The 18,366-nt window shown below is 71.6% G+C and carries 21 protein-coding genes; 10 read left to right on the forward strand and 11 right to left on the reverse strand.

The features are described from left to right. Window positions 1–78: 78 nt before the first annotated feature. From HD593_RS49715 to HD593_RS49725, 3 genes are all read left to right on the forward strand, one after another. Complete coding sequence (locus tag HD593_RS49715; RefSeq protein ID WP_185109865.1) at window positions 79–360, forward strand: SHOCT domain-containing protein; 282 nt, start codon at window positions 79–81, stop codon at window positions 358–360. 133 nt (window positions 361–493) lie between these two features. After that, entirely contained in the window at window positions 494–1,420 is a 927-nt protein-coding gene (locus tag HD593_RS49720) for an urease accessory protein UreH domain-containing protein (RefSeq protein WP_185109866.1), read from the forward strand. Window positions 1,421–1,473: 53 nt separating this feature from the next. Further along, the gene (locus HD593_RS49725) at window positions 1,474–2,859 is read left to right on the forward strand and encodes an SEL1-like repeat protein (protein WP_185109867.1); all 1,386 of its coding nucleotides are present in this window, start codon (window positions 1,474–1,476) and stop codon (window positions 2,857–2,859) included. Here the strand turns inward: HD593_RS49725 and HD593_RS49730 are convergent, their stop codons facing one another. Genes HD593_RS49730 through HD593_RS49740 form a run of 3 tightly spaced genes read right to left on the reverse strand, consistent with a single transcriptional unit; the run spans window position 2,860 to window position 5,825 of the window. Continuing rightward, entirely contained in the window at window positions 2,860–3,228 is a 369-nt protein-coding gene (locus HD593_RS49730; protein WP_185109868.1) for a VOC family protein, read from the reverse strand. 52 nt (window positions 3,229–3,280) lie between these two features. After that, on the reverse strand, window positions 3,281–4,390 hold the full coding sequence (gene ald, locus HD593_RS49735; RefSeq protein ID WP_185109869.1) for an alanine dehydrogenase: 1,110 nt from the start codon (window positions 4,388–4,390) through the stop codon (window positions 3,281–3,283). A gap of 52 nt (window positions 4,391–4,442) precedes the next feature. Further along, the gene (locus HD593_RS49740) at window positions 4,443–5,825 is read right to left on the reverse strand and encodes an aspartate aminotransferase family protein (protein ID WP_185109870.1); all 1,383 of its coding nucleotides are present in this window, start codon (window positions 5,823–5,825) and stop codon (window positions 4,443–4,445) included. A 253-nt stretch (window positions 5,826–6,078) separates the two neighbouring features. Between HD593_RS49740 and HD593_RS49745 the strand changes: the two genes are divergently transcribed. Beyond that, window positions 6,079–7,434 (forward strand): dipeptidase, encoded by a 1,356-nt coding sequence (locus HD593_RS49745; protein WP_185109871.1) that lies wholly within the window; start codon window positions 6,079–6,081, stop codon window positions 7,432–7,434. A 158-nt stretch (window positions 7,435–7,592) separates the two neighbouring features. On the opposite strand, the gene HD593_RS49750 is transcribed toward HD593_RS49745, so the two are convergent. Then, window positions 7,593–8,078, reverse strand: a complete 486-nt coding sequence (locus tag HD593_RS49750; RefSeq protein WP_185109872.1) for a carboxymuconolactone decarboxylase family protein — start codon at window positions 8,076–8,078, stop codon at window positions 7,593–7,595. A 272-nt stretch (window positions 8,079–8,350) separates the two neighbouring features. On the opposite strand from HD593_RS49750, the gene HD593_RS49755 reads away from it, so the two are divergent. From HD593_RS49755 to HD593_RS49765, 3 genes are all read left to right on the forward strand, one after another. Further along, on the forward strand, window positions 8,351–9,229 hold the full coding sequence (locus HD593_RS49755) for an RNA polymerase sigma-70 factor (RefSeq protein ID WP_221525360.1): 879 nt from the start codon (window positions 8,351–8,353) through the stop codon (window positions 9,227–9,229). A 97-nt stretch (window positions 9,230–9,326) separates the two neighbouring features. Continuing rightward, window positions 9,327–10,427: a MerR family transcriptional regulator gene (locus HD593_RS60760; RefSeq protein WP_312904320.1), complete on the forward strand. Its 1,101-nt coding sequence runs from the start codon at window positions 9,327–9,329 to the stop codon at window positions 10,425–10,427. Further along, window positions 10,424–11,668: an MFS transporter gene (locus HD593_RS49765; protein ID WP_221525361.1), complete on the forward strand. Its 1,245-nt coding sequence runs from the start codon at window positions 10,424–10,426 to the stop codon at window positions 11,666–11,668. Before HD593_RS60760 ends, HD593_RS49765 begins: the two co-directional genes overlap by 4 nt. On the opposite strand, the gene HD593_RS49770 is transcribed toward HD593_RS49765, so the two are convergent. From HD593_RS49770 to HD593_RS62810, 3 genes are all read right to left on the reverse strand, one after another. Next, window positions 11,604–12,500, reverse strand: a complete 897-nt coding sequence (locus tag HD593_RS49770; protein ID WP_185109875.1) for a class I SAM-dependent methyltransferase — start codon at window positions 12,498–12,500, stop codon at window positions 11,604–11,606. The genes HD593_RS49765 and HD593_RS49770 overlap by 65 nt on opposite strands. Before the next feature lie 59 nt (window positions 12,501–12,559). Continuing rightward, window positions 12,560–13,336, reverse strand: coding sequence for a polyprenol monophosphomannose synthase (locus tag HD593_RS49775; RefSeq protein ID WP_185109876.1), 777 nt, complete (start codon window positions 13,334–13,336; stop codon window positions 12,560–12,562). A 74-nt stretch (window positions 13,337–13,410) separates the two neighbouring features. Continuing rightward, window positions 13,411–13,575: an AraC family transcriptional regulator gene (locus HD593_RS62810; protein ID WP_185109877.1), complete on the reverse strand. Its 165-nt coding sequence runs from the start codon at window positions 13,573–13,575 to the stop codon at window positions 13,411–13,413. Between the two features lie 29 nt (window positions 13,576–13,604). Here HD593_RS62810 and HD593_RS49785 point away from each other — a divergent pair, with 29 nt between their 5' ends. The 3 genes from HD593_RS49785 to HD593_RS49795 all read left to right on the forward strand — a co-directional run bounded on the left by HD593_RS49785 (window position 13,605) and on the right by HD593_RS49795 (window position 15,499). Continuing rightward, window positions 13,605–13,832, forward strand: a complete 228-nt coding sequence (locus HD593_RS49785; protein ID WP_185109878.1) for a Rossmann-fold NAD(P)-binding domain-containing protein — start codon at window positions 13,605–13,607, stop codon at window positions 13,830–13,832. Window positions 13,833–13,909: 77 nt separating this feature from the next. Beyond that, entirely contained in the window at window positions 13,910–14,509 is a 600-nt protein-coding gene (locus HD593_RS49790) for an RNA polymerase sigma factor (protein WP_185109879.1), read from the forward strand. A gap of 3 nt (window positions 14,510–14,512) precedes the next feature. Beyond that, window positions 14,513–15,499, forward strand: coding sequence for a CU044_5270 family protein (locus tag HD593_RS49795; protein WP_185109880.1), 987 nt, complete (start codon window positions 14,513–14,515; stop codon window positions 15,497–15,499). 40 nt (window positions 15,500–15,539) lie between these two features. Here the strand turns inward: HD593_RS49795 and HD593_RS49800 are convergent, their stop codons facing one another. From HD593_RS49800 to HD593_RS49815, 4 genes are all read right to left on the reverse strand, one after another. Continuing rightward, window positions 15,540–15,845: an SbtR family transcriptional regulator gene (locus HD593_RS49800; protein WP_185109881.1), complete on the reverse strand. Its 306-nt coding sequence runs from the start codon at window positions 15,843–15,845 to the stop codon at window positions 15,540–15,542. A 20-nt stretch (window positions 15,846–15,865) separates the two neighbouring features. Beyond that, window positions 15,866–16,174, reverse strand: a complete 309-nt coding sequence (locus tag HD593_RS49805) for a hypothetical protein (protein ID WP_185109882.1) — start codon at window positions 16,172–16,174, stop codon at window positions 15,866–15,868. A 10-nt stretch (window positions 16,175–16,184) separates the two neighbouring features. Further along, on the reverse strand, window positions 16,185–16,775 hold the full coding sequence (locus HD593_RS49810) for a winged helix-turn-helix domain-containing protein (RefSeq protein ID WP_185109883.1): 591 nt from the start codon (window positions 16,773–16,775) through the stop codon (window positions 16,185–16,187). 208 nt (window positions 16,776–16,983) lie between these two features. Continuing rightward, window positions 16,984–18,291, reverse strand: coding sequence for a ferredoxin reductase family protein (locus tag HD593_RS49815; protein ID WP_185109884.1), 1,308 nt, complete (start codon window positions 18,289–18,291; stop codon window positions 16,984–16,986). Window positions 18,292–18,366: the final 75 nt, after the last annotated feature.

Consider the following 18,366-nt stretch of genomic DNA (forward strand, 5'->3'; position numbering starts at 1 on the left):
CAGCGCGGGCAGAGCCCGCCGTCCGATTCGCCGCGCGGCTCCTCCGGCGACCCTGGATGCACACGTCAAGGAGGAGACATGAACACTCTGATCATGGCGGGCCCGCACTGGGGCGCCGCCGGCGGCATAGCCCCGATCTTCCCCATCGTCTGGGCCCTGCTCTGGGCCGGCTTCATCGCCCTGGCCGTGGTGGGCTGGCGGCGGGGCTGGTGGGGGCCGCGCCGGGCACCCGCCGCCGCTTCGGCGGCCTCACCGACCGCGTCCGCCGAGCGCATCCTCGCCGAGCGCTACGCCCGCGGCGAGATGACCGACGACGAGTACTTCGAAAGGATGTCTGTGCTCAGGGGCGGTACATCCTAAACGTCACTATCAGTGCGACAACTGTCACTGGCCGCATCCAAGGGGTCGCGTTACCTTGCGAGTAACCGGCCCGAGTGAGAGTGAGGACGAGAATGCGGTCCATCGCCACGTTCTGCGGCCAGTGCAGTTGCGGATGCCCCGAGCTGTTCGTCCACGACCTGGCGCGCGCCCGCTGACCGTGCAGGCCCTCACCCTGCTGGCCGGCGGGGCGGCCGCCGGGCTACTCGCGGGGACCGCCACGTGCACGGCAGCTCAGGGCGGGCTGCTCATCGGGCTGGCCGACGGCCGCGGCGGGCACGATCCGGCGCTGGTGGGCTGGTTCCTGGCGGGCCGGCTGGCCTCGTACACCGCGGCAGGGGCGCTGCTCGGGCTGCTCGGCTCGGCCGTCAGCCTGCCGCCGCAGGCCAGGGCGGTGCTGCTGGTCGTGGCCGGGGTCACGGTCATCGGCTACGCGATCCGGCTCATGCGGCGTACGGGCTGCTCGGCACCCGAGCCCCCGGCCCCGTCCCGGTTCAAGGCGCCGCTGCTGGGCGCCGCCACCATCCTGGTGCCCTGCGGCGTGACGCTCGGCGTCGAGCTGATCGCCGTCTCCAGCGGCTCGCCGCTGGCGGGCGCGGCGGCCATGGCGGGGTTCGTGGTCGGCACCGCACCGGCGTTCGCGCTGCTCGGGTACGTGCTGCGGCGGATCTCCCGCACCCGGCTGGCGCGGTGGGCCGCCATCGTGGCCATGGGCTCCGGCCTCTGGACCGCCGGAGCAGGCGTCAACCTCGGCGGCTGGCTCGCCCAGGCGGAAACCCCCGCCGCGTCGGGTCCGGCGGCGACGACGGTCACCGTGTGGGCGACCCGCGACGGCTACCGGCCCGCCATCGTGACGGCGCGGGCCGGAGTGCCCGTGGAGGTGGTCTTCGAGCTGGTGGACCAGGGGTGCACCGGCACCGTCTCGATCGTCGGGCGCGACGTCGCCCTGCCCGCCACCGTACGGCTGCCGCCGCAACCGGCGGGCACGCTGCGGTACGTCTGCGCCATGGGCATGTACACCGGCTTCATCCAGTTCTCGTAGAGGCTTCGGCGATTACGGTTCGCGACCGGGCGATCACGTGCCACTCTGTCGCCATGTCCTGGCAAGGAGAGGTGGGGCTGCCGTCCGTACCGGCGCCGCGGGTGGGAGACGAGCCCGAGCTGATGGCCGCCGCTCAGGCGGGCGACGCCCAGGCCGCGCACCGGCTCGGCAAGCTCTTCGCCCAGCACGGCGACCGCGTGGCCGCGCGTCACTGGTGGGAGCGCGCCGCCGCCGGCGGCAACGTCGACAGCGCCTACAACCTGGGCATCTGGCACGAGAAACACGGCAGCCTGGAGGACGCCGTCACCTGGTACGAGGCCGCCGCCAGCACCGGCGACGCCGAGGCCGCCACGAACCTGGCCCTGCTCCTGCTGGAGCAGCGTGGCGACGTCGGGGCGGCCAGGGTCTGGTTCGAGAGCGCGGCCACGGCCGGATCCAGGACGGCGGCCCGGCGGCTGGCGCTGATGTGCGAGGACGCGGGCGAGCTGGGCGCGGCCAGGGAGTGGCACCGCAGGGCGGCCGACGGCGGTGACGCGGCCTCCGCGCACGACCTGGGGTTCCTGGCGTACTGCGCGGGCCAGGACGCCGAGGCCGTGCACTGGTGGGAGTGCGCGGCCAGGGGCGGGCACGCCGACTCCGCGTACTGCCTGGGCCTCTACCTGCACGCCACCCGCGACCCCGAGGGCGCCGAGGCGTACTACCGGCTGGCCGCCACGAGCGAGCACCCCGGTGCCGCGTCGCGGCTCGGGGGCGTGGCGCTGTCCAGGGGCGATCTGCGGGCCGCGCGGGCCTGGTTCGAGCAGGCCGCGAACGCCGGCCGGGCCGACGACCAGCGGATGGCCGGGTTCGTCTGCGTGGAGCTGGACGACACCGCGGCGGCCAGCCACTGGTTCGGCCGGGCGGCGGCCGGCGGCGACGCCGAGGCCGCCTTCAACTACGCGCTGCTGCTCATCGCCGAGTTCGGCGACCTGGCGGGCGGGCAGCACTGGTTCAGGCAGGCGGCGCGGGCGGGGCACCACAGGGCCGCCGTCGAGCTGGGCGGGCTGCTGTCGGTCGCCGGGGAGCACGGGGAGGCGCAGGAGTGGCTGGCCGACCCGCCGCCGCCCTCCTGGGGCCGCCCCGCCGAACCCGAGCTGACCGCCCGCGCCGAGCTGGCCGCGGCGGCCACCCGGCGCAGGGACGGGGCCGAGCTGGAGGTGGCGGACCTGGCCGAGGTGCTGTCCACGTGGGACCTGATGACCAGGCCGCTGCACGACCATTCGGACGTGCTGGCGTGGCTGGTGGAGCGGAGCGGGGCGCACGCCAGCGCGGTCGAGCACCTGGCGTCGGTACGCGGGGCGCTGGTGCGGCCGGGCAGCGCGCCCTGGCCGAGCCCCGGCGAGCTCCAGCACGTGCTGGTGACGGCCCGCGACCTGCGGTGGCGCCTCGGGATCCGCTGACTAGCGCTGCCCCAGGTGGAACAGGTGGCCGTCGTCGTCCTTGAAGACGGCCGACCAGCCCCACGGCTGCCGGCTCGGCGGCTGGGTGAACTCGACGCCGCGCGCCGCCAGCTCCTGGTGCGTCTTGACGATGTCGTCGGCGTGGAACATCACGTAGTTGGGCAGGCCCTCCACCAGCGCCGGCCACTGGGGGTCGGCCTTGGCCAGCACCAGGCGGGTGCCTCCGGCGGGCGGCTCGACCTCGATCCAGCGGTGCTCGCCGTACGGCATGTCGCGCACGACCTCGAAGCCCATCTTGCCGCTCCAGAAGTCGACCGCCCGCTGCTGGTCGTCGACGTAGACGGTGACCTGGCTGATGCCGAGCGTCATCGCTCCTCCTCAGGTGGTGAGGGGCACGAACCGGTTCGTGCCCCTCACTCCATCACACCACCTCGGCGACCGGCGTGTACGGCAGCCCGAGCGCCTGGGCGACCGGCTCGTTCGTCAGCTTGCCGTCGTGCGTGTTGAGCCCGCCCGCCAGGCCGGCGTCGGACTTGACCGCGTCCCGCCAGCCCAGGTTGGCCAGCTTGACCGCGTACGGGAGGGTCGCGTTGGTCAGGGCGTAGGTGGAGGTGTTGGCCACGGAGCCCGGCATGTTCGCCACGCAGTAGAAGATCGACTCGTGCACCTTGTACGTCGGGTCGGCGTGCGTGGTCGGGCGCGAGTCCTCGAAGCAGCCGCCCTGGTCGATGGCGATGTCGACGAGCACGGAGCCCGGCTTCATGCGCGCGACCAGGTCGTTGGAGACGAGCGTCGGAGCCTTGGCGCCGGGGATCAGCACCGCGCCGATCACCAGGTCGGCCCCGAGGACCTCCTGCTCGATCGCGTACGAGGTGGAGACCAGCGTCTTGAGCCGCCCCTGGTACACGGCGTCGATGAAGCGCAGGCGGTCGACGTTGGTGTCCAGGACAGTGACGTCGGCGCCCATGCCGACGGCGATCTGCGCGGCGTTCAGGCCGGAGACGCCGCCGCCGATCACGACCACCTTCGCCGGGGCGACGCCCGGCACGCCGCCGGGCAGGACGCCCCGGCCGCCGTTGAAGCGCATCAGGTTGTACGCGCCCACCTGCGGCGCCAGCCGGCCCGCCACCTCGGACATGGGGGCGAGCAGCGGCAGCGCGTTGCCCACCTGCACGGTCTCGTACGCGATGCCCGTGGTCCGCGCGGTGAGCAGCGCGTCGGTACAGGGCCGGGAGGCGGCCAGGTGCAGATACGTGAACAGCACCAGCCCCTCGCGCAGCCGGTGGTACTCCTCGGCGATCGGTTCCTTCACCTTGAGCACCAGGTCGGCCTCGGCCCAGACGGCGTCCGCGCTGTCGAGGATCTTGGCACCGGCCGCGAGGTACTCCTCGTCCGTGATCTGCGAGCCCAGGCCCGCGCCCCGCTGTACGGTGACGTCGTGCCCGTTGCGCACCAGCTCGTGCACGCCTGCCGGGGTGACGGCGACGCGATACTCGTGGTTTTTGACCTCGGCTGGAACGCCGATCTTCATGGCGGTGGATCCTTTCGGGAACCGGCACTCCGTCGTACCGGATTGAGGGGTGTCAGAGCTGAGCCCAGGCTTCGGCGAGCACGCCGCGGAGGATCTCTCCGATCTCGTCGAACTCCTTCTGCCCGGCGATCAGCGGTGGGGCGAGCTGGATGACGGGGTCGCCGCGGTCGTCAGCGCGGCAGTAGAGGCCGGCGTCGAACAGCGCCTTCGACAGGAACCCGCGCAGCAGCCGCTCCGACTCGTCGGCGGAGAACGTCTCCTTGGTGGCCTTGTCCTTGACCAGCTCGATGCCCCAGAAGTAGCCGGAGCCCCGGACGTCGCCGACGATCGGCAGGTCGCGCAGGTCGTCGAGGGTCTGCTTGAAGCGCGGCTCGTTCGCCGTCACGTGGCCGAGGAGGTCCTCGCGCTCGAAGATGTCGAGGTTGGCCAGCGCCACGGCGGCGGAGACGGGGTGGCCGCCGAACGTGTAACCGTGGGCGAACATCGTGTCGCCCCCCTTGAACGGCTCGAACAGCCGCTCGTGCGCGATCATCGCCCCGATCGGGGAGTAACCGCTGGTCATGCCCTTGGCACAGGTGATGATGTCCGGCACGTAGTCGAACTTCTGGCCGCCGAACATGGTGCCCAGCCGGCCGAACGCGCAGATGACCTCGTCGGAGACGAGCAGGACGTCGTACTCGTCGCAGATCTCGCGCAGCCGCTGGAAGTAGCCGGGGGGCGGCGGGAAGCAGCCGCCCGCGTTCTGGACGGGCTCGGCGAAGACGGCGGCCACCGTGTCGGGACCCTCCATCTCGATGGCGCGGGCCACCCGCTCGGCGGCCCAGTAGCCGTACTCCTCGGGGGTCATGCCCTTGACGCCGGTGATCTCGTCGGCGCGGTAGTGGTTGGTGTTGGGGACGCGGACAGAGCCCGGCACCAGCGGCTCGAACATCTGCTTGAACGCCGGGATGCCGGTGATCGACAGGGCGCCCTGCGGGGTGCCGTGGTAGGCGATCTGGCGGCTGATGACCTTGTGCTTGAGCGGCTTGCCGATGAGCTTGTAGTACTGCTTGGCCAGCTTCCAGGCGGTCTCGACCGCCTCGCCGCCGCCCGTGGTGAAGAAGACGCGGTTCAGCTCGCCGGGAGTGTGGGCGGCCAGGCGCTGGGCCAGCTCGGCGGCCTTGGGGTGGGCGTAGGACCACAGCGGGAAGAACGCCAGCTCCTGGGCCTGCTTGGCGGCGGCCTCGGCCAGCTCCTGCCGTCCGTGGCCCACCTGGACCACGAACAGACCGGCCAGACCGTCGAGGTAGCGCTTGCCGTGGATGTCGTAGACGTAGGATCCCTCACCGCGCACGATGGTCGGGATCTCGGACTGCTGGTACGCGCTGTGCCTGGTGAAGTGCAACCACAGGTTGTCCTGCGCGGCCTTCAGGACGTCGTGTTCCGGCTGCGTCATGGTTATCTTCCCTCGTGTCTGAACTAGCCACAGTGTGACGCTTCACCTGCGGGTTTGCCAAGCGAATCGGTCGCAGCACTCTGCAAGAAAATCGGGATCCGCAGAAGCGGTATGTAACAACAACGAAATCCGCAGGTAGATTAGCGCGCGGGTCAAGGCCGCCCCAGCATCCCGTTTCCGCAGCACAGGGCCGGTTGTGATCCAATGGACGAATCGCTGTGAATAGGTGAAGAACGACCCCGGGGGACCCTCCGTGACTCCAGACCAGATCGAGAGCGCCGTCGCTGCCGCGATGCCACAGGCCGTCGAGGAGCTGAAGCGGCTCGCCGCCATCCCCTCCGTGGCCTTCCCCGGGCACCCGGAAGAGCCCGTTTTCGCCGCCGCCGCCATGACCGAGGAGCTGCTGCGCTCCACCGGCCTGCCGCGCGTGCAGCAGGTGGCCGTCGAGGGCAGCTTCCCCGCCGTCTTCGGCGAGGCCCCCGCGCCTCCCGGCATGCCCACGGTGCTCCTGTACGCGCACTACGACGTGCAGCCGGCGGGGGACCCGGCCGCGTGGCGTACGCCGCCGTTCGAGCCGACGCTCATCGACGGCCGCCTGTACGGGCGCGGCACCGCCGACGACAAGTCCGGCATCATCTCCCACATCACCGCCCTGCGTACGTTCCAGGGCCGGTTCCCCGTGGGCATCAAGGTCATCATCGAGGGCCAGGAGGAGTACGCCGGCGACCGGCTGGAGGCGTTCGTCGAGCGCAACCCCGACCTGCTGCGCGCCGACGCCATCGTCGTGGCCGACACCGGCAACCCGCGCGTCGGCGACCCCGCCGTCACCACGTCGCTGCGCGGCATGGCCGCCTTCACCATCGAGGTCCGCACCCTGAAGGAGGCCCTGCACAGCGGCTCCTTCGGCGGCGCCGCCCCCGACGCGCTGGCCGCGCTCATGCGCATGCTCACCTCGCTGCACGACGACAACGGCGACATCCGCGTCCCCGGCCTGCCCCGCGGCTCGTTCCTCGGGCAGGGGCCGTCGGAGGAGGAGTTCAGGCGGACGGCCGGGGTGCTCGACGGCGTGTCGCTGGTCGGCTCCGGCTCGCTCGCGGACCGGCTGTGGTCCTCGTACGCCATCACGGTCACCGGCCTCGACGTGCCCACGGTGTCGGGCGCCGTCAACGCCGTCCAGCCCGCGGCACGTGCCCGCGTCACCGTCCGCGTCCCCCCGGCCGGCGACCCGAAGACCACGGTCAACGCGGTCGTGGAGTTCCTGCGCCAGGTGGCGCCGTGGGGCGTGCAGGTGTCGTTCGGCGACTTCACGGTCGGCTCCGGCTACCAGGCGGACTCGGGCGGCAAGGCCCGCGCCGCGCTCAACCGCGCCATGGAACGCGCCTTCGGCCGCCCTCCGCGCGACGTCGGCGCGGGCGGCTCGATCCCGCTGGTCAACACGCTGCTCCGGCAGTTCCCGGCGGCCGAGATCCTGCTGTTCGGGGCGGAGGACGAGGAGGCGGCGATCCACGCCCCGAACGAGCGCCTGGACCTGGAGGAGCTTCGCCGGGTCGCTACCACGGAGGCCCTCTTCCTCCAGGAGCTCGGCCTTCCCTCAGCCCTCGGCATCTAGCTCACCCCACCCGTCGCCTGGTTTACGGGGTGGGCCGTTGGAACCCACCCCGAAAGGGCTTCGCGAGTGGGCGCTTCGCGCCGCGCGGCTCAGGCGTCATTGATTCGGCGCCTCCGGCGCACCCCCAGCGCCTCCGGCGCGCCCATTCGGATTCGTCCTCAGCTCGACATGCTGCTGAACATGCCAGGCTCGTAAGAACCACCCTGGTTACGCGTGATCACATTGATCCGGTTGGCTGCGTTGATCATGGCGATCAGGGAGATCAGCCCGGAGATCTGGTCGTCGTCGTAATGCTTGCGGACCTGATCCCAGGTCTCGTCGGACACGCCGAGGTGGGCGTCGGCGAGCCGGGTGCCTTCCTCGGTGATCGCCAGCGCGGCCTGCTCGGCCTCCGTGAACACGGTGGTCTCGCGCCAGACGGCGACCAGGTTGAGCCGGACCGCGCTCTCGCCGTCGGCCGTGGCGTCTTTGGTGTGGGCGTCGAGGCAGAAGCCGCAGCCGTTGATCTGGCTGGCGCGGATCATCACCAGGTGCTGGGTGGCCTTGGGCAGTGACGACTGCTCGATCGCCGTGCTGACGTTGTAGATGCGCTTGAGGATCTTGGCGCCGATCTCGTTGGCGAACAGGTTGAAGCGGGGTTCCATGACATCGTCCTCACTGATCGGATCGCGGGCCGCGCGGGTTGTTCGCGCGGCGTCCTGACGACATGGAGATGCCGGTCGGGCGGGCCCTGTGACAGTGCTGATTTGTGAGGTATGCCACCGTATGCGGGTGTCACAAAGCGGTGAGAACCGGCGTCTCGTGTGCGGGACTGTCGAAGCGAATCAGGTTGGAGACGGCCATGAGTGAGCCCGCCGAGCAGGCAAGGGGTGTGGCCGGGTCACCCGCCGATGACGGCCGTACGAATGACAGCGGGATGGACGACGCGACTGAGGCGTTCGTCGCGCACCGGAGTCTGCTGTTCACCGTTGCCTACGAGATGCTCGGCTCGGCCGCCGACGCCGAGGACGTGCTGCAGGAGACCTGGATGCGGTGGGTGGGCGTCGATCTGGACGAGGTGCGGGACCAGCGGGCGTACCTGGTGCGGATCACCACCCGGCAGGCGCTGAGCCGGCTGCGGGCGCTCGGGCGGCGCAAGGAGTCGTACGTGGGTCCCTGGTTGCCGGAGCCGCTGCTGACCTCGCCGGACGTGGCCGAGGACGTCGAGCTGGCCGAGAGCGTGTCGATGGCGATGTTGCTGGTGCTGGAGACGCTCACGCCGACCGAGCGGGCGGTGTTCGTGCTGCGTGAGGTGTTCGATCTGGATTATGACGAGATCGCCGAAGCCGTGGACAAGAGCACGGTGGCGGTGCGGCAGATCGCCCATAGGGCGCGGGCGCATGTGGCGGCGCGGCGGCCGCGTGGTGTCGCCTCCGCTGCCGAGTCTCGGGACGCGCTGGCGGCGTTCCGGCGGGCGATCGAGACGGGGGATCTGCAGGGGTTGCTCGACGTTCTCGCGCCTGATGTCGTCCTGCTGAGCGACGGTGGCGGGGTCGTGCAGGCCGTGCCGCAGCCCGTCGTGGGGGCCGACAAGGTGGCCCGGCTGATGGAGGCCGGCCTGCCCAGGCTCGTGGGGCAGGTCTCGCTGGCGCCGGTGCAGGTCAACGGCTGGCCCGCGCTGATCGTCCGGATCGATGGGGAGATCGACAACGTGGTGGCGGTGCGGATCGACGACGGGCTGGTCACCGGGCTCTACGTCGTGCGCAACCCCGAGAAGCTGTCGCGGGTCCAGGAGGAGACCCCGGTCAGCCGCTGAGCCGGCGGGGTGCTTCCCGGCCTGGTGTTGACCTTCCCCCATGGTGAAGCCGCACCATCGTCCGTACCGGTCGCGGTGGCCGGGGCGAGGAGGAGTGGTGCGGCTGCTGACGATCGGGGCGTTCGCCCGGGCGGCGCGGTTGTCGCCGAAGGCGCTGCGGCTCTATGACGAGCTCGGGTTGCTGCGGCCCGCCGCGGTGGACGGGGAGTCCGGGTACCGGTTCTACGATCCGGCGCAGCTGGAGCGGGCCCGGCTGATCGCCTGGCTGCGGCGGCTGGGCATGCCGCTGGCGCGGATCCGGCGGGTGTGCGACCTGCCGGCGGGCGCCGCGGCCGGTGAGATCGCCGCCTACTGGGAGCAGGTGCTGGCGGAGACCGCCGCCCGTGGAGAGCTGGCCACCTTCCTCGTCGACTACCTGTCGGGAAGGGGCAGCACTGTGGAGGAGACAGCGGCTCTGCTCGGGATCCGGTACGCCGCCCGGTCGGAGTCGGGGCTGGGGCGCACGAGCAACGAGGACACCGCGTACGCCGGGCCGCGCCTGCTGGCGGTGGCCGACGGGGTGCGAGGGTCGAGTGGCGACCTGGCCAGCGCGGCGGCCGTCGAGGCGCTCAAGCCGCTGGAGACCATGACCGTCCCGGCAGAGGACCTGCTCGGCGCTCTGGCCGACGCTGTCGGGGACGCCGACCGGGCCGTCGGGGAGATCGCGGCGTCGGCGCCTTCGGGCGAGGCCGTCACCACGTTGACGGCGTTGCTGTGGTCGGGCTCCCGGCTGGCGCTGGTGCACATCGGCGACACCCGGGCGTATCTCGTGCGTGACGGCGAGTTGTTCCAGATCACCCACGACCACACGTACGTGCAGGCGATGGTGGACGAGGGGCGGCTGACGGCGGAGGAGGCGGCCTCGCACCCGCGGCGCGCGCTGCTGGCGAGGGCGCTGATGGGTACGGGCGGCGTCCAGCCGCAGCTGGCGCTGCACGACACGGTGGCCGGTGACCGGTACCTGCTCTGCTCCGACGGACTGTCCGCCGTCGTGCCGGCGGGGGCGCTGCGTGAGGTGCTGACCGGGCCAGGGGCTCCCCAGGAGGTGCTGGACGAGCTGGTCGCGCGGGCGTATGCCGCCGGAGCGCCGGACAACATCGCCTGCGTCGTGGCCGACGTGGTGAGCTTGGAGACGCCGTCCCCGGGGGCCTCGTCGTGATCGCCTCGCTCGGGGCCTACACCGTGGATCGCCGCCCGCTGGCCGTCGCGTCCTTCCGGCGGCTGTGGGTGGCTTCGGCCGTCGGTGCGGTGGGGGGTTCGTTCGGCGTGGTGGCCGTGCCGGCGCAGCTGTTCGCCGTGAGCGGGTCATCGGTGGTGGTGGGCGCGGCGGGGGCGGTGTCGTTCGTGGCGCTGGTCGTGGCGTCGTTGTGGAGCGGCGCCCTGGCCGACTCACGCGACCGGCGAACGGTGCTGCTGGCCGCCCACTGCGGTCTCGCGGCGACGTACGCGGGCCTGTGGGTGCAGGCCGCGCTGGGCGTGGGCTCCGTCCCCCTGCTGATGGTGCTGGTCGCCTGCCAGGGTCTGTTCCTGGGAGCGATCATGACGACGATGGGCGCCGCGGTGCCCCGGCTGGTCCCGGCCGAGCTCCTGCCCGCGGCGAACAGCCTCAGCTCCCTGACCCGTTACGCCGGCTCGATCATCGGGCCGGTACTGGCCGGCATCCTGATCCCGGCGGTCGGGCTCGGCACGCTGTACCTGTTCGACGCCATCGCCCTCCTGGCCGTCGTGTGGGCGGTCGCCAGACTGCCACCGCTGCCTCCGCAGCCAGGCCCCCGCGAACGCACGGCCGGCCTCCGGTACCTGGCGGCCAGCAGGTTGCTGGTGGCGGTGCTCCTGGTGGACCTCGCGGCGATGGTCTTCGGCATGCCGGTCGCCCTGTTCCCCGAGCTCGCCCAGCACACCTTCGGCGGCGCCCCGGGAGGCGGCCCTGAGCTGGGGCTGCTCTACGCCGCCTATCCGGCCGGGGTCGTCGCGGCCGGGCTGCTGTCGGGTACGTTCACCCGTGCCCGCCGCCACGGTGCCGTCATGGCGGGGGCCGCCGCGGTGTGGGGCCTGACCGTCGTACTTCTCGGGCTGGCCGCGCAGCTCTGGCTCGCCCTGGTGGCGCTCGTTCTCGGCGGCGCGGTCAACTTCGTGCTCAGCACGTTCCGCAACGCCATCACCCAGGCGCACACTCCGGACGCGCTGCGCGGACGGATCCAGGGATCGCTCACCGTCGTCCTCTTCGGCGGCCCTCACCTGGCGAACCTGCTGCACGGAGCCGCTACCTCGATCCTCGACCACCGCCTGGTGATCTGCGCGGGCGGGCTGCTGACCGCGGTCACCGTGGCGGCCGTCACGTGGGCGGTTCCTGAGCTGCGGCGGCTCGGGGGGCCGGTGGCCGCCGGAGATGCCAGATGATCAGGGCCGGGGTGTCCTCGTAGGCGGCGGCCGCCGCCTCCGGGCATCGTTCCTGGGCGAGCGGGCCGCCGTGACCGCCGGGCACCTTGCCGCAGCGCGGCTCGTGGCAGCTCAGGATCTCCAGGCCCGCCTCGTGGATGGCGGTGATGTAGTCACTGGCCAGGAAGCGTCCGGCCGGCATGGCTCGTACGCCGTCCCGGCCGGACACCGTCGGCACCCCGCCCAGGTAGAGCAGCAGCGGGTGGATGTCCGACAGCACCACGTGGCCGCCGGGCCGTACGACGCGGGCGAACTCCGCCAGCGCCGGGCCGAGAGCGGGCTGGTGGGTGAGGGCCAGCGCGCAGATCACCACGTCGAAACTCTCGGGCCCGGCCGGCAGGTCGTGCAGGTCGGCCTGGTGGAAGCCGGCGTCCGGAAGCTTGGCCCTGGCGCGGGCGAGCATCTCCGGGGACGTGTCCACGCCGACGACCTCGTGCCCGAGCCCCGCCAGGAACGCGGCGTGGCGGCCCGTGCCGCAGGCGGCGTCCAGGGCTCGCCCGCCCGGCGGGAGCGCGGACAGGATGCGGCGCACCAGGGGCTCCTCCACCGCGATCAGCGGGTTGTCGTCGGAGTCGTAGTGCTCGGCCCACCGCGCGTACCCCTCCTCGGTGGTGGTGTGGCCGGCCGTGGTGCCCGCGCGCCGCGTCAGGTCCGGGTCGGTGACCAGGCTGCGGATCTCCGCGATGCGCTGCTCGACGTACGCCGCGTCGCCCAGGTCGCCCGCCTGCGTACGCAGCAGCGCGGCTCCTTCCAGGCCCAGGAGGAACGCCAGGGGGTGAAGGTAGGAGGGCATCCCACCACCCTAGGAACCCGCCGCCCCGGCCCGCGACCCGATTTCTCCGAAGGGACGCGTCACCGCCGCTGCCTGCCGAACCGCAGGGCGAACGGCGTGAGCATCGACTCCACCTGCACCGCGAAGCTGATCTTGCTGGCGCCGGCGTTGCGCTCCTCGAAGTGGATCGGCATCTCGACGATCGCCCATCCCAGCCGCTTGCACCGGTAGTTCATCTCGACCTGGAAGCTGTAGCCGTCGCTGCGGATCGCGTTCAGGTCGATGCCTTCGAGGACGTCGCGGTGCCAGATCTTGAAGCCGCCCGTGGGATCGCGTACGGACAGGTGGAGGATCGTGTTGACGTACAGGCCGGCGAACCTGCTCAGCAGCCGCCGGTGCCATCCCCACTGTGTGGACAGGGAGCCGCCCACGACGTACCGGCTGCCGATCACCACTCCCGCCTGCGTGGCGAGGATCGTGCCGAGCAGGTGCGGGATGTACTCGGGGCGGTGGCTGAGGTCGCCGTCCATCTGCACCACGTACTCGTCGCCGCGTCCGAGGGCCTCCTGCATGCCGGCGAGGTGGGCGCGCCCGATGCCCTCCTTCACCTTGCGGTGCAGCACCACCATGCGGTCGGGGCGCTCCTCGTTCGCCTGCTTGGCGAGGTCGTCGGCGAGCGCGCCGGTGCCGTCGGGCGAGTCGTCGTCGGCGATGACCAGCCGGAGGTTGGGCAGGCCGAGCGCGAAGATCCGCTCCGTCAGCTCGCCGAGGTTGCCTGCCTCGTTGTACGTCGGCACCACGACCGCGACGCGCGCCTCCCGCCAGGGCGACGGCAGCGACCAGGCTCCTTCGTTCACGACGCTCTCCTTGTCCGGGCACGGTGGCCCCAACACCCTACGGGGGTGCGAGATCGGCCGCCGCCGGGATCGAGTCAGCAGGGTTGGAGCGCGGGCAGGCGGCCGGCGAAGTAGGCCGCGGGGGTGACGCCCATGAGGGTGCGGAACTCGGACGTCATGTGCGACCGGTCGTAGTAGCCGGCCGTAGCCGCGAGCTGCCCCCAGGGGGCCTGACGTCCCCGGGCGAGCACCGTGCGCACGCGTCCGAGTCGCCGTGGCGGAGGTCGCGGTGCGGGCGTTGGCGTCCGGCGGGCGCGCGGGAGAGACGCTCACGCTCACGGGGCCCGAGCTGCTCAGCATGCCGGACATGGTGCGGGTCGTGGGGCAGGTGCTCGGGCGGGGCCTCGAGATGGTCGACGTGCCGCTGGATGTCTACCGTGAGCGGCTGCTCGCCGCAGGGGTGGCCCTCGTGACCGCCAGACGTGAGGCTCGCACTCGTGATCGCCTGATCGCCTGATCGAAAATTCATGGAACCGCCGCCCCCGCCCGTGGCAATTACTCATGTCATGACGGCAAGCATCCGAGAGGCAAGACATGCGACACGAGAGCCGGGCGGACGTCTCGCCCCGGCCCGGCGTGGGCACCACCGAGGATCCGCCACCGCGATCGGATCCCGAGCGGTTCGCCAGGCTGTTCATCGATCACGCCCCCGAGCTCAAGCGGTACGTGGTGCGCCGCCTGGGCCTGGAGCCGGCCGACGACATCGTGGCGGAGACGTTCGCCGTGGCTCTGCAGCGGCTGGAGTCGTACGACGGGCGGCGTGGTGACGAGCGCGCCTGGCTCTACGGCATCGCCACGAACCTCATCGGCCGGCACCGCCGCCGCGAGATCGGCCTGTACAAGGCGCTGAGCCGTACGGGGGCCGACGCGGTGATCGAGCCGTTCACGGACGAGGTGGAGCAGCGGGTGGTGGCGGACGGGGCGCGCAGGCGGCTGGCGAAGGCGCTGGCCGGGCTGTCGCGGAAGCATCGCGACACGTTGCTGCTGGTGACGTGGGCGGAGCTGACGTACGAGGAGGCCGCGGTGGCGCTGGGCGTGCCCGTGGGCACCGTGCGGTCGCGCGTTAACCGGGCGCGGAGCAGCTTGCGCCGGGTGCTGGCCGGAATCGATCCAACCGTCGCGGACGAGGGATGACTGATGGTGAACGAGATCGAACTCCTCAGGGAGATGCGCAGCGAGGTTCCGGAGGGGCTGAGCGTGGCGGAGGTGGAGCGCCGGCTGGCCGAGCGGACGGCCGGGGGCGGCGCTCCCGTACGACCGCTGCGGCTGGGGTTGGGGCTGAGCGCGGCGGGGGCGTGCCTGCTGGCCGTCGCGGCCGTGGCCGTCCTGCGTCCCCAGCCTGAGGCAGCGGTACGGCCGCAACCGGCCGTGGTGGCCCAGCCCAGCGGCGCGACACAGACCGGTGGCGCGACACAGACCGGCGATGGGGCTCGGACCGGAGATGGGGCTCGGCCGAGCGGCGCGGTGACGGTGCTGGAGCAGGCGGCCCTGGTCGCCGATCGCAGCCCCGCCCGGAAGATCCGCCCGGACCAGTGGTTCTACCTCAAGGAATCGCAGCACATGGGCGGCAACCTGCCGACGTTCGAGTCCTGGGACCGGATGGACGGGAAGATGTCGGCGGTCAAGGAGGAGGGCAGCGAGCTCAAGCTGGGCAGGGAGAAGGGGCCGACGCACGTCGGCCGTACGCAGCGGGAGGTGGAGGCACTGCCGTCGGACCCGGACACGCTGCTCGCGCACTTCCGCGGGCTCGATCGGGAGCTGTACCCGCTGTCGATCTGCCGGCCCGCCTGCCGGCCGGAGATCGCGGACGACGTCAAGGTGTTCGGGGCGATCGGGTGGTACATGAAGTACGGGCCCATGATCCCGCCGGACACGGTGGCGGGGATGTACCGGGCGCTGGCCAAGCTCCCGCAGGTGTCGATCGAGGAGGGCGCCACCGCCGCGGACGGCCGGACGGGGATCGGCGTGGTGTTCGACGCCGGTGACGGCATCAAGGCGTACTACATCCTCGATCCGGACGACTACCACTACATGGGGGTGAAGGTGGTGAACGCCGACGGCGGGACCATGGGCTTGTCGGTGCTCGGGTCGGGAATCGTGGACAAGGCGGGCGACGTGCCCTGATCACGACCTCCCGATACCCGCGTGACAGGACTTCCTCCGATCACGGGCCCCAGTGCACAAGTGACAGCAGGCGTTCGGCCTGGCGCCGATCCCCCGCGGCCAGGGTGATGCCCTTGACCAGGGTGAGCAGATCCCGTACGTCGAGATCGGCCCGTACGTCCCCGGCCCGCACGGCATCCGCCAGCAGGGACGAGGCGGCGGCCAGCATCGCGCGGTGCCACCCGGCGACCTGCCCCGTGTCGGCCACGACCAGATCACGCTCACCTGCAGCCACCGCCGGGCCAGCCGTGGCCAGGACCAGGGACGCGGTCGCCCTGCGCCACCAGCTCGGCCAGTAACGCGCCACCACGTGCAGGCCCAGCTCGATCAGTAACGCACCACCAGGCGCAGGCCCAGCTCGATCAGGGTCCAGCCGAGGCGCTGCCCCCACGTCCGAGCCTCGGAGCGGGGGCGGAGGACCACGGACCCGCGCCCCAGGCTGCGGCGGGTCAGCCGGCGGCGACCCAGGCAGCGGACCAGACGGAAGCGGGTTGGCCGGTGGCGGGTCAGGGGGTGGTGGGCTGCGTGGTGGTGCGTCAGGCGGTGGCGGTCGGCCTCTGCTCGCAGCTCAAGGGCTCGTGCCCGCTCGGCGTACAGATACAGGTCGGGATGCAGCATCGAGTGTCCCTCGCTCACCTTCGAACGGCTACGTACGGAACGGGAAGCCGTAGGTCTGCACGGCGACGTTCTCGCGGCCTTCCACGTCACCCGCGTCCCGCGCCGCCTCCGCGCGCAGCCGGTAGCCGAGCACCAGCTCGATGATCTCCTCGCGCAGGGAGCGCAGCTCCTCCGCCGTGAGCGGCATCAGGGACTCGGAGGAGAAGGCCGAGCTGCGCCAGTCGTCGCTCCACGTGGCCTTCATGTCGAGGTAACCCTCGTACAGCTCGCCGCGCTGCCGGGCGTACACGCGCGAGACGGCGGTATGGACGGCGTCGCGCTCGGGAGCGTCGCGGAAGTCCTCATCGGCGGTGGAGATGCTGGTCGTCACCGGCCGCCACCACCGCTCCCTGGCATCACCGCTGCCTCCCTCGGCCTCCTCGATGATGCCGTGCTTGGCCAGCTTGCGCAGGTGGTAGCTGACCAGCGACACGGCCTCGTCCACCTGGTCGGCCAGCTGCGAGGCCGTCGCCGTGCCGGCGACGTAGAGCGCGCGGTAGAGCTTGATGCGCAGCGGATGCCCCAGGGCCTTCAGCGTGTCGAGATCCTTGACGCGGCGGGTCTGCTCCGTGGAGGACATGCCACCATCGTAGAAGGAAAAGAAGGTTTGCGCAATTTTTCTTTCTTATCTGGCGAAGGTGCCGGCAAGGGTGACGTGGCGAGCGGTACTTCTCGGTCAGTTCTGGATGGCCGCGAAGGCCAGGCAGGCGAGTACGAGGATCAGGCCGACGACGATCGTCAACCGGGTCATGTATGCGTGGCGCACGGCTTCCTCCGGAACAGGCGGCTCAGACCCAGGCGAAGCGCTCGGTGTGGATGCGGTCGGCGGGTATGCCGATCTCCGGGATGGCGGCCTCCATGGCGTCGAGCATCGGGTTCGGCCCGCAGATGAAGAACTGGAAACGCGGGCCGGCGGACGGCAGATGCCGGCGTAGCGTGCCGGCGTCGAGGTAGCCGCGCTCTCCCGTCCAGCCGGGCGGCGGTTGTTCGAGTACGTGCACGACCTGGAGGTTCAGCCGGCCGGTGAGTTCGGCGAGCTCCTCCCGGAACGGGATGCTGTCCTGGTCGCGGTGGGCGGAGAACAGGACGACCGGCCGCACGTCGCCGCGATCGGCGAGGGTCCGGAGCATGCTCAGCGCGGGGACGAGGCCGACTCCCCCCGCGATCAGGCAGAACCCGGCGCCCTCGTACTGGTCGATGGAGAACACCCCGTGCGGGCCGTCGACGTAGACGGTGGTGCCCGGTGGTACGGCGCTGACGCCGGAGGTGAAGTCACCGAGCGCCTTGATGGCGACGGCGACCGTGCCGTCCGTCTCGGCACTGGAGGAGAACGAGAACGGGTGCGCGGTCACCGAGAAGGGCGACCGGCCGACGGTGATCCAGGCGAACTGTCCCGGCTGGAAGCACAGGCCCCCGTGCCCGCGCGGGCGCAGCACGAGCACGGTGATCTCACCACGCTCGGGGATCACCTGTTCGACCACCCACGGACGTCGCCACAGCCGCAGTGGCCGCACGATCCGGATCCAGAGGAGCAGCCCGACGAACGCCGCCGACATGATCGCCCACAGCACCTGTTTCCACAGGCTGTCGACGTAGTGGTTGACCAGCAGCACGTGGACCAACGCCGCCGTGACCGCGAGCGTCGCCATCACCGTGTGCAGGACCTGCCACACCTCGTAGGACAACCTCAGGCGTCGCCGCCACACGGAGGTCACCATCAGCACCAGCAGTGCCAGTACGGCGAGCACCGCGAACCGCGCTCTCCACGGCAGCTCGGTCACGGCGAAGGCGGCGAACACGCCCGGGCCCGACAGCGCCGTGTGCGTCAGGACGAACACCAGCCCGACGTAACCGATCTCCCGGTGGAACTGGATCACCGCATCCGTGCCGAACGGCTCCGCCACGGCACGGACCCGCGCCACGAGGGCGAACTCGATGCCCATCAACGCCAGCCCGACGAACCCGAGTGCCACCGAGAAGTCGGTCCAGAAGCCCTGCCCCGGGCGGCTCACGCCCATCAGCGCGAACGCCAGCGGCGCCACGCAGATCCCCAGGAACACGCCGACCCAGACGATCCCCTGCGCCGTCGCCCTCATCCCGGACTCCCCGCGGCCTTACGGGCGCACGCCGGAGTGGCCGGGCCTGCCGCCGCCCCCCTCAACGGAGCCGGG

The organism is Nonomuraea rubra (genome assembly GCF_014207985.1).
GTDB lineage: Bacteria > Actinomycetota > Actinomycetes > Streptosporangiales > Streptosporangiaceae > Nonomuraea > Nonomuraea rubra.

Coding starts and splice junctions, on each gene's coding strand:
- HD593_RS49810 (WP_185109883.1), bottom strand. CDS start 16,775: ATGTCCTCCACGGAGCAGACCCGCCGCGTCAAGGATCTCGACACGCTG.
- HD593_RS49730 (WP_185109868.1), bottom strand. CDS start 3,228: ATGACGCTCGGCATCAGCCAGGTCACCGTCTACGTCGACGACCAGCAG.
- HD593_RS49715 (WP_185109865.1), top strand. CDS start 79: ATGAACACTCTGATCATGGCGGGCCCGCACTGGGGCGCCGCCGGCGGC.
- HD593_RS49740 (WP_185109870.1), bottom strand. CDS start 5,825: ATGACGCAGCCGGAACACGACGTCCTGAAGGCCGCGCAGGACAACCTG.
- HD593_RS49815 (WP_185109884.1), bottom strand. CDS start 18,291: ATGAGGGCGACGGCGCAGGGGATCGTCTGGGTCGGCGTGTTCCTGGGG.
- HD593_RS49770 (WP_185109875.1), bottom strand. CDS start 12,500: ATGCCCTCCTACCTTCACCCCCTGGCGTTCCTCCTGGGCCTGGAAGGA.
- HD593_RS49795 (WP_185109880.1), top strand. CDS start 14,513: ATGGTGAACGAGATCGAACTCCTCAGGGAGATGCGCAGCGAGGTTCCG.
- HD593_RS49725 (WP_185109867.1), top strand. CDS start 1,474: ATGTCCTGGCAAGGAGAGGTGGGGCTGCCGTCCGTACCGGCGCCGCGG.
- HD593_RS49790 (WP_185109879.1), top strand. CDS start 13,910: ATGCGACACGAGAGCCGGGCGGACGTCTCGCCCCGGCCCGGCGTGGGC.
- HD593_RS49755 (WP_221525360.1), top strand. CDS start 8,351: ATGGACGACGCGACTGAGGCGTTCGTCGCGCACCGGAGTCTGCTGTTC.
- HD593_RS49750 (WP_185109872.1), bottom strand. CDS start 8,078: ATGGAACCCCGCTTCAACCTGTTCGCCAACGAGATCGGCGCCAAGATC.
- ald (WP_185109869.1), bottom strand. CDS start 4,390: ATGAAGATCGGCGTTCCAGCCGAGGTCAAAAACCACGAGTATCGCGTC.
- HD593_RS49720 (WP_185109866.1), top strand. CDS start 494: ATGCCCCGAGCTGTTCGTCCACGACCTGGCGCGCGCCCGCTGACCGTG.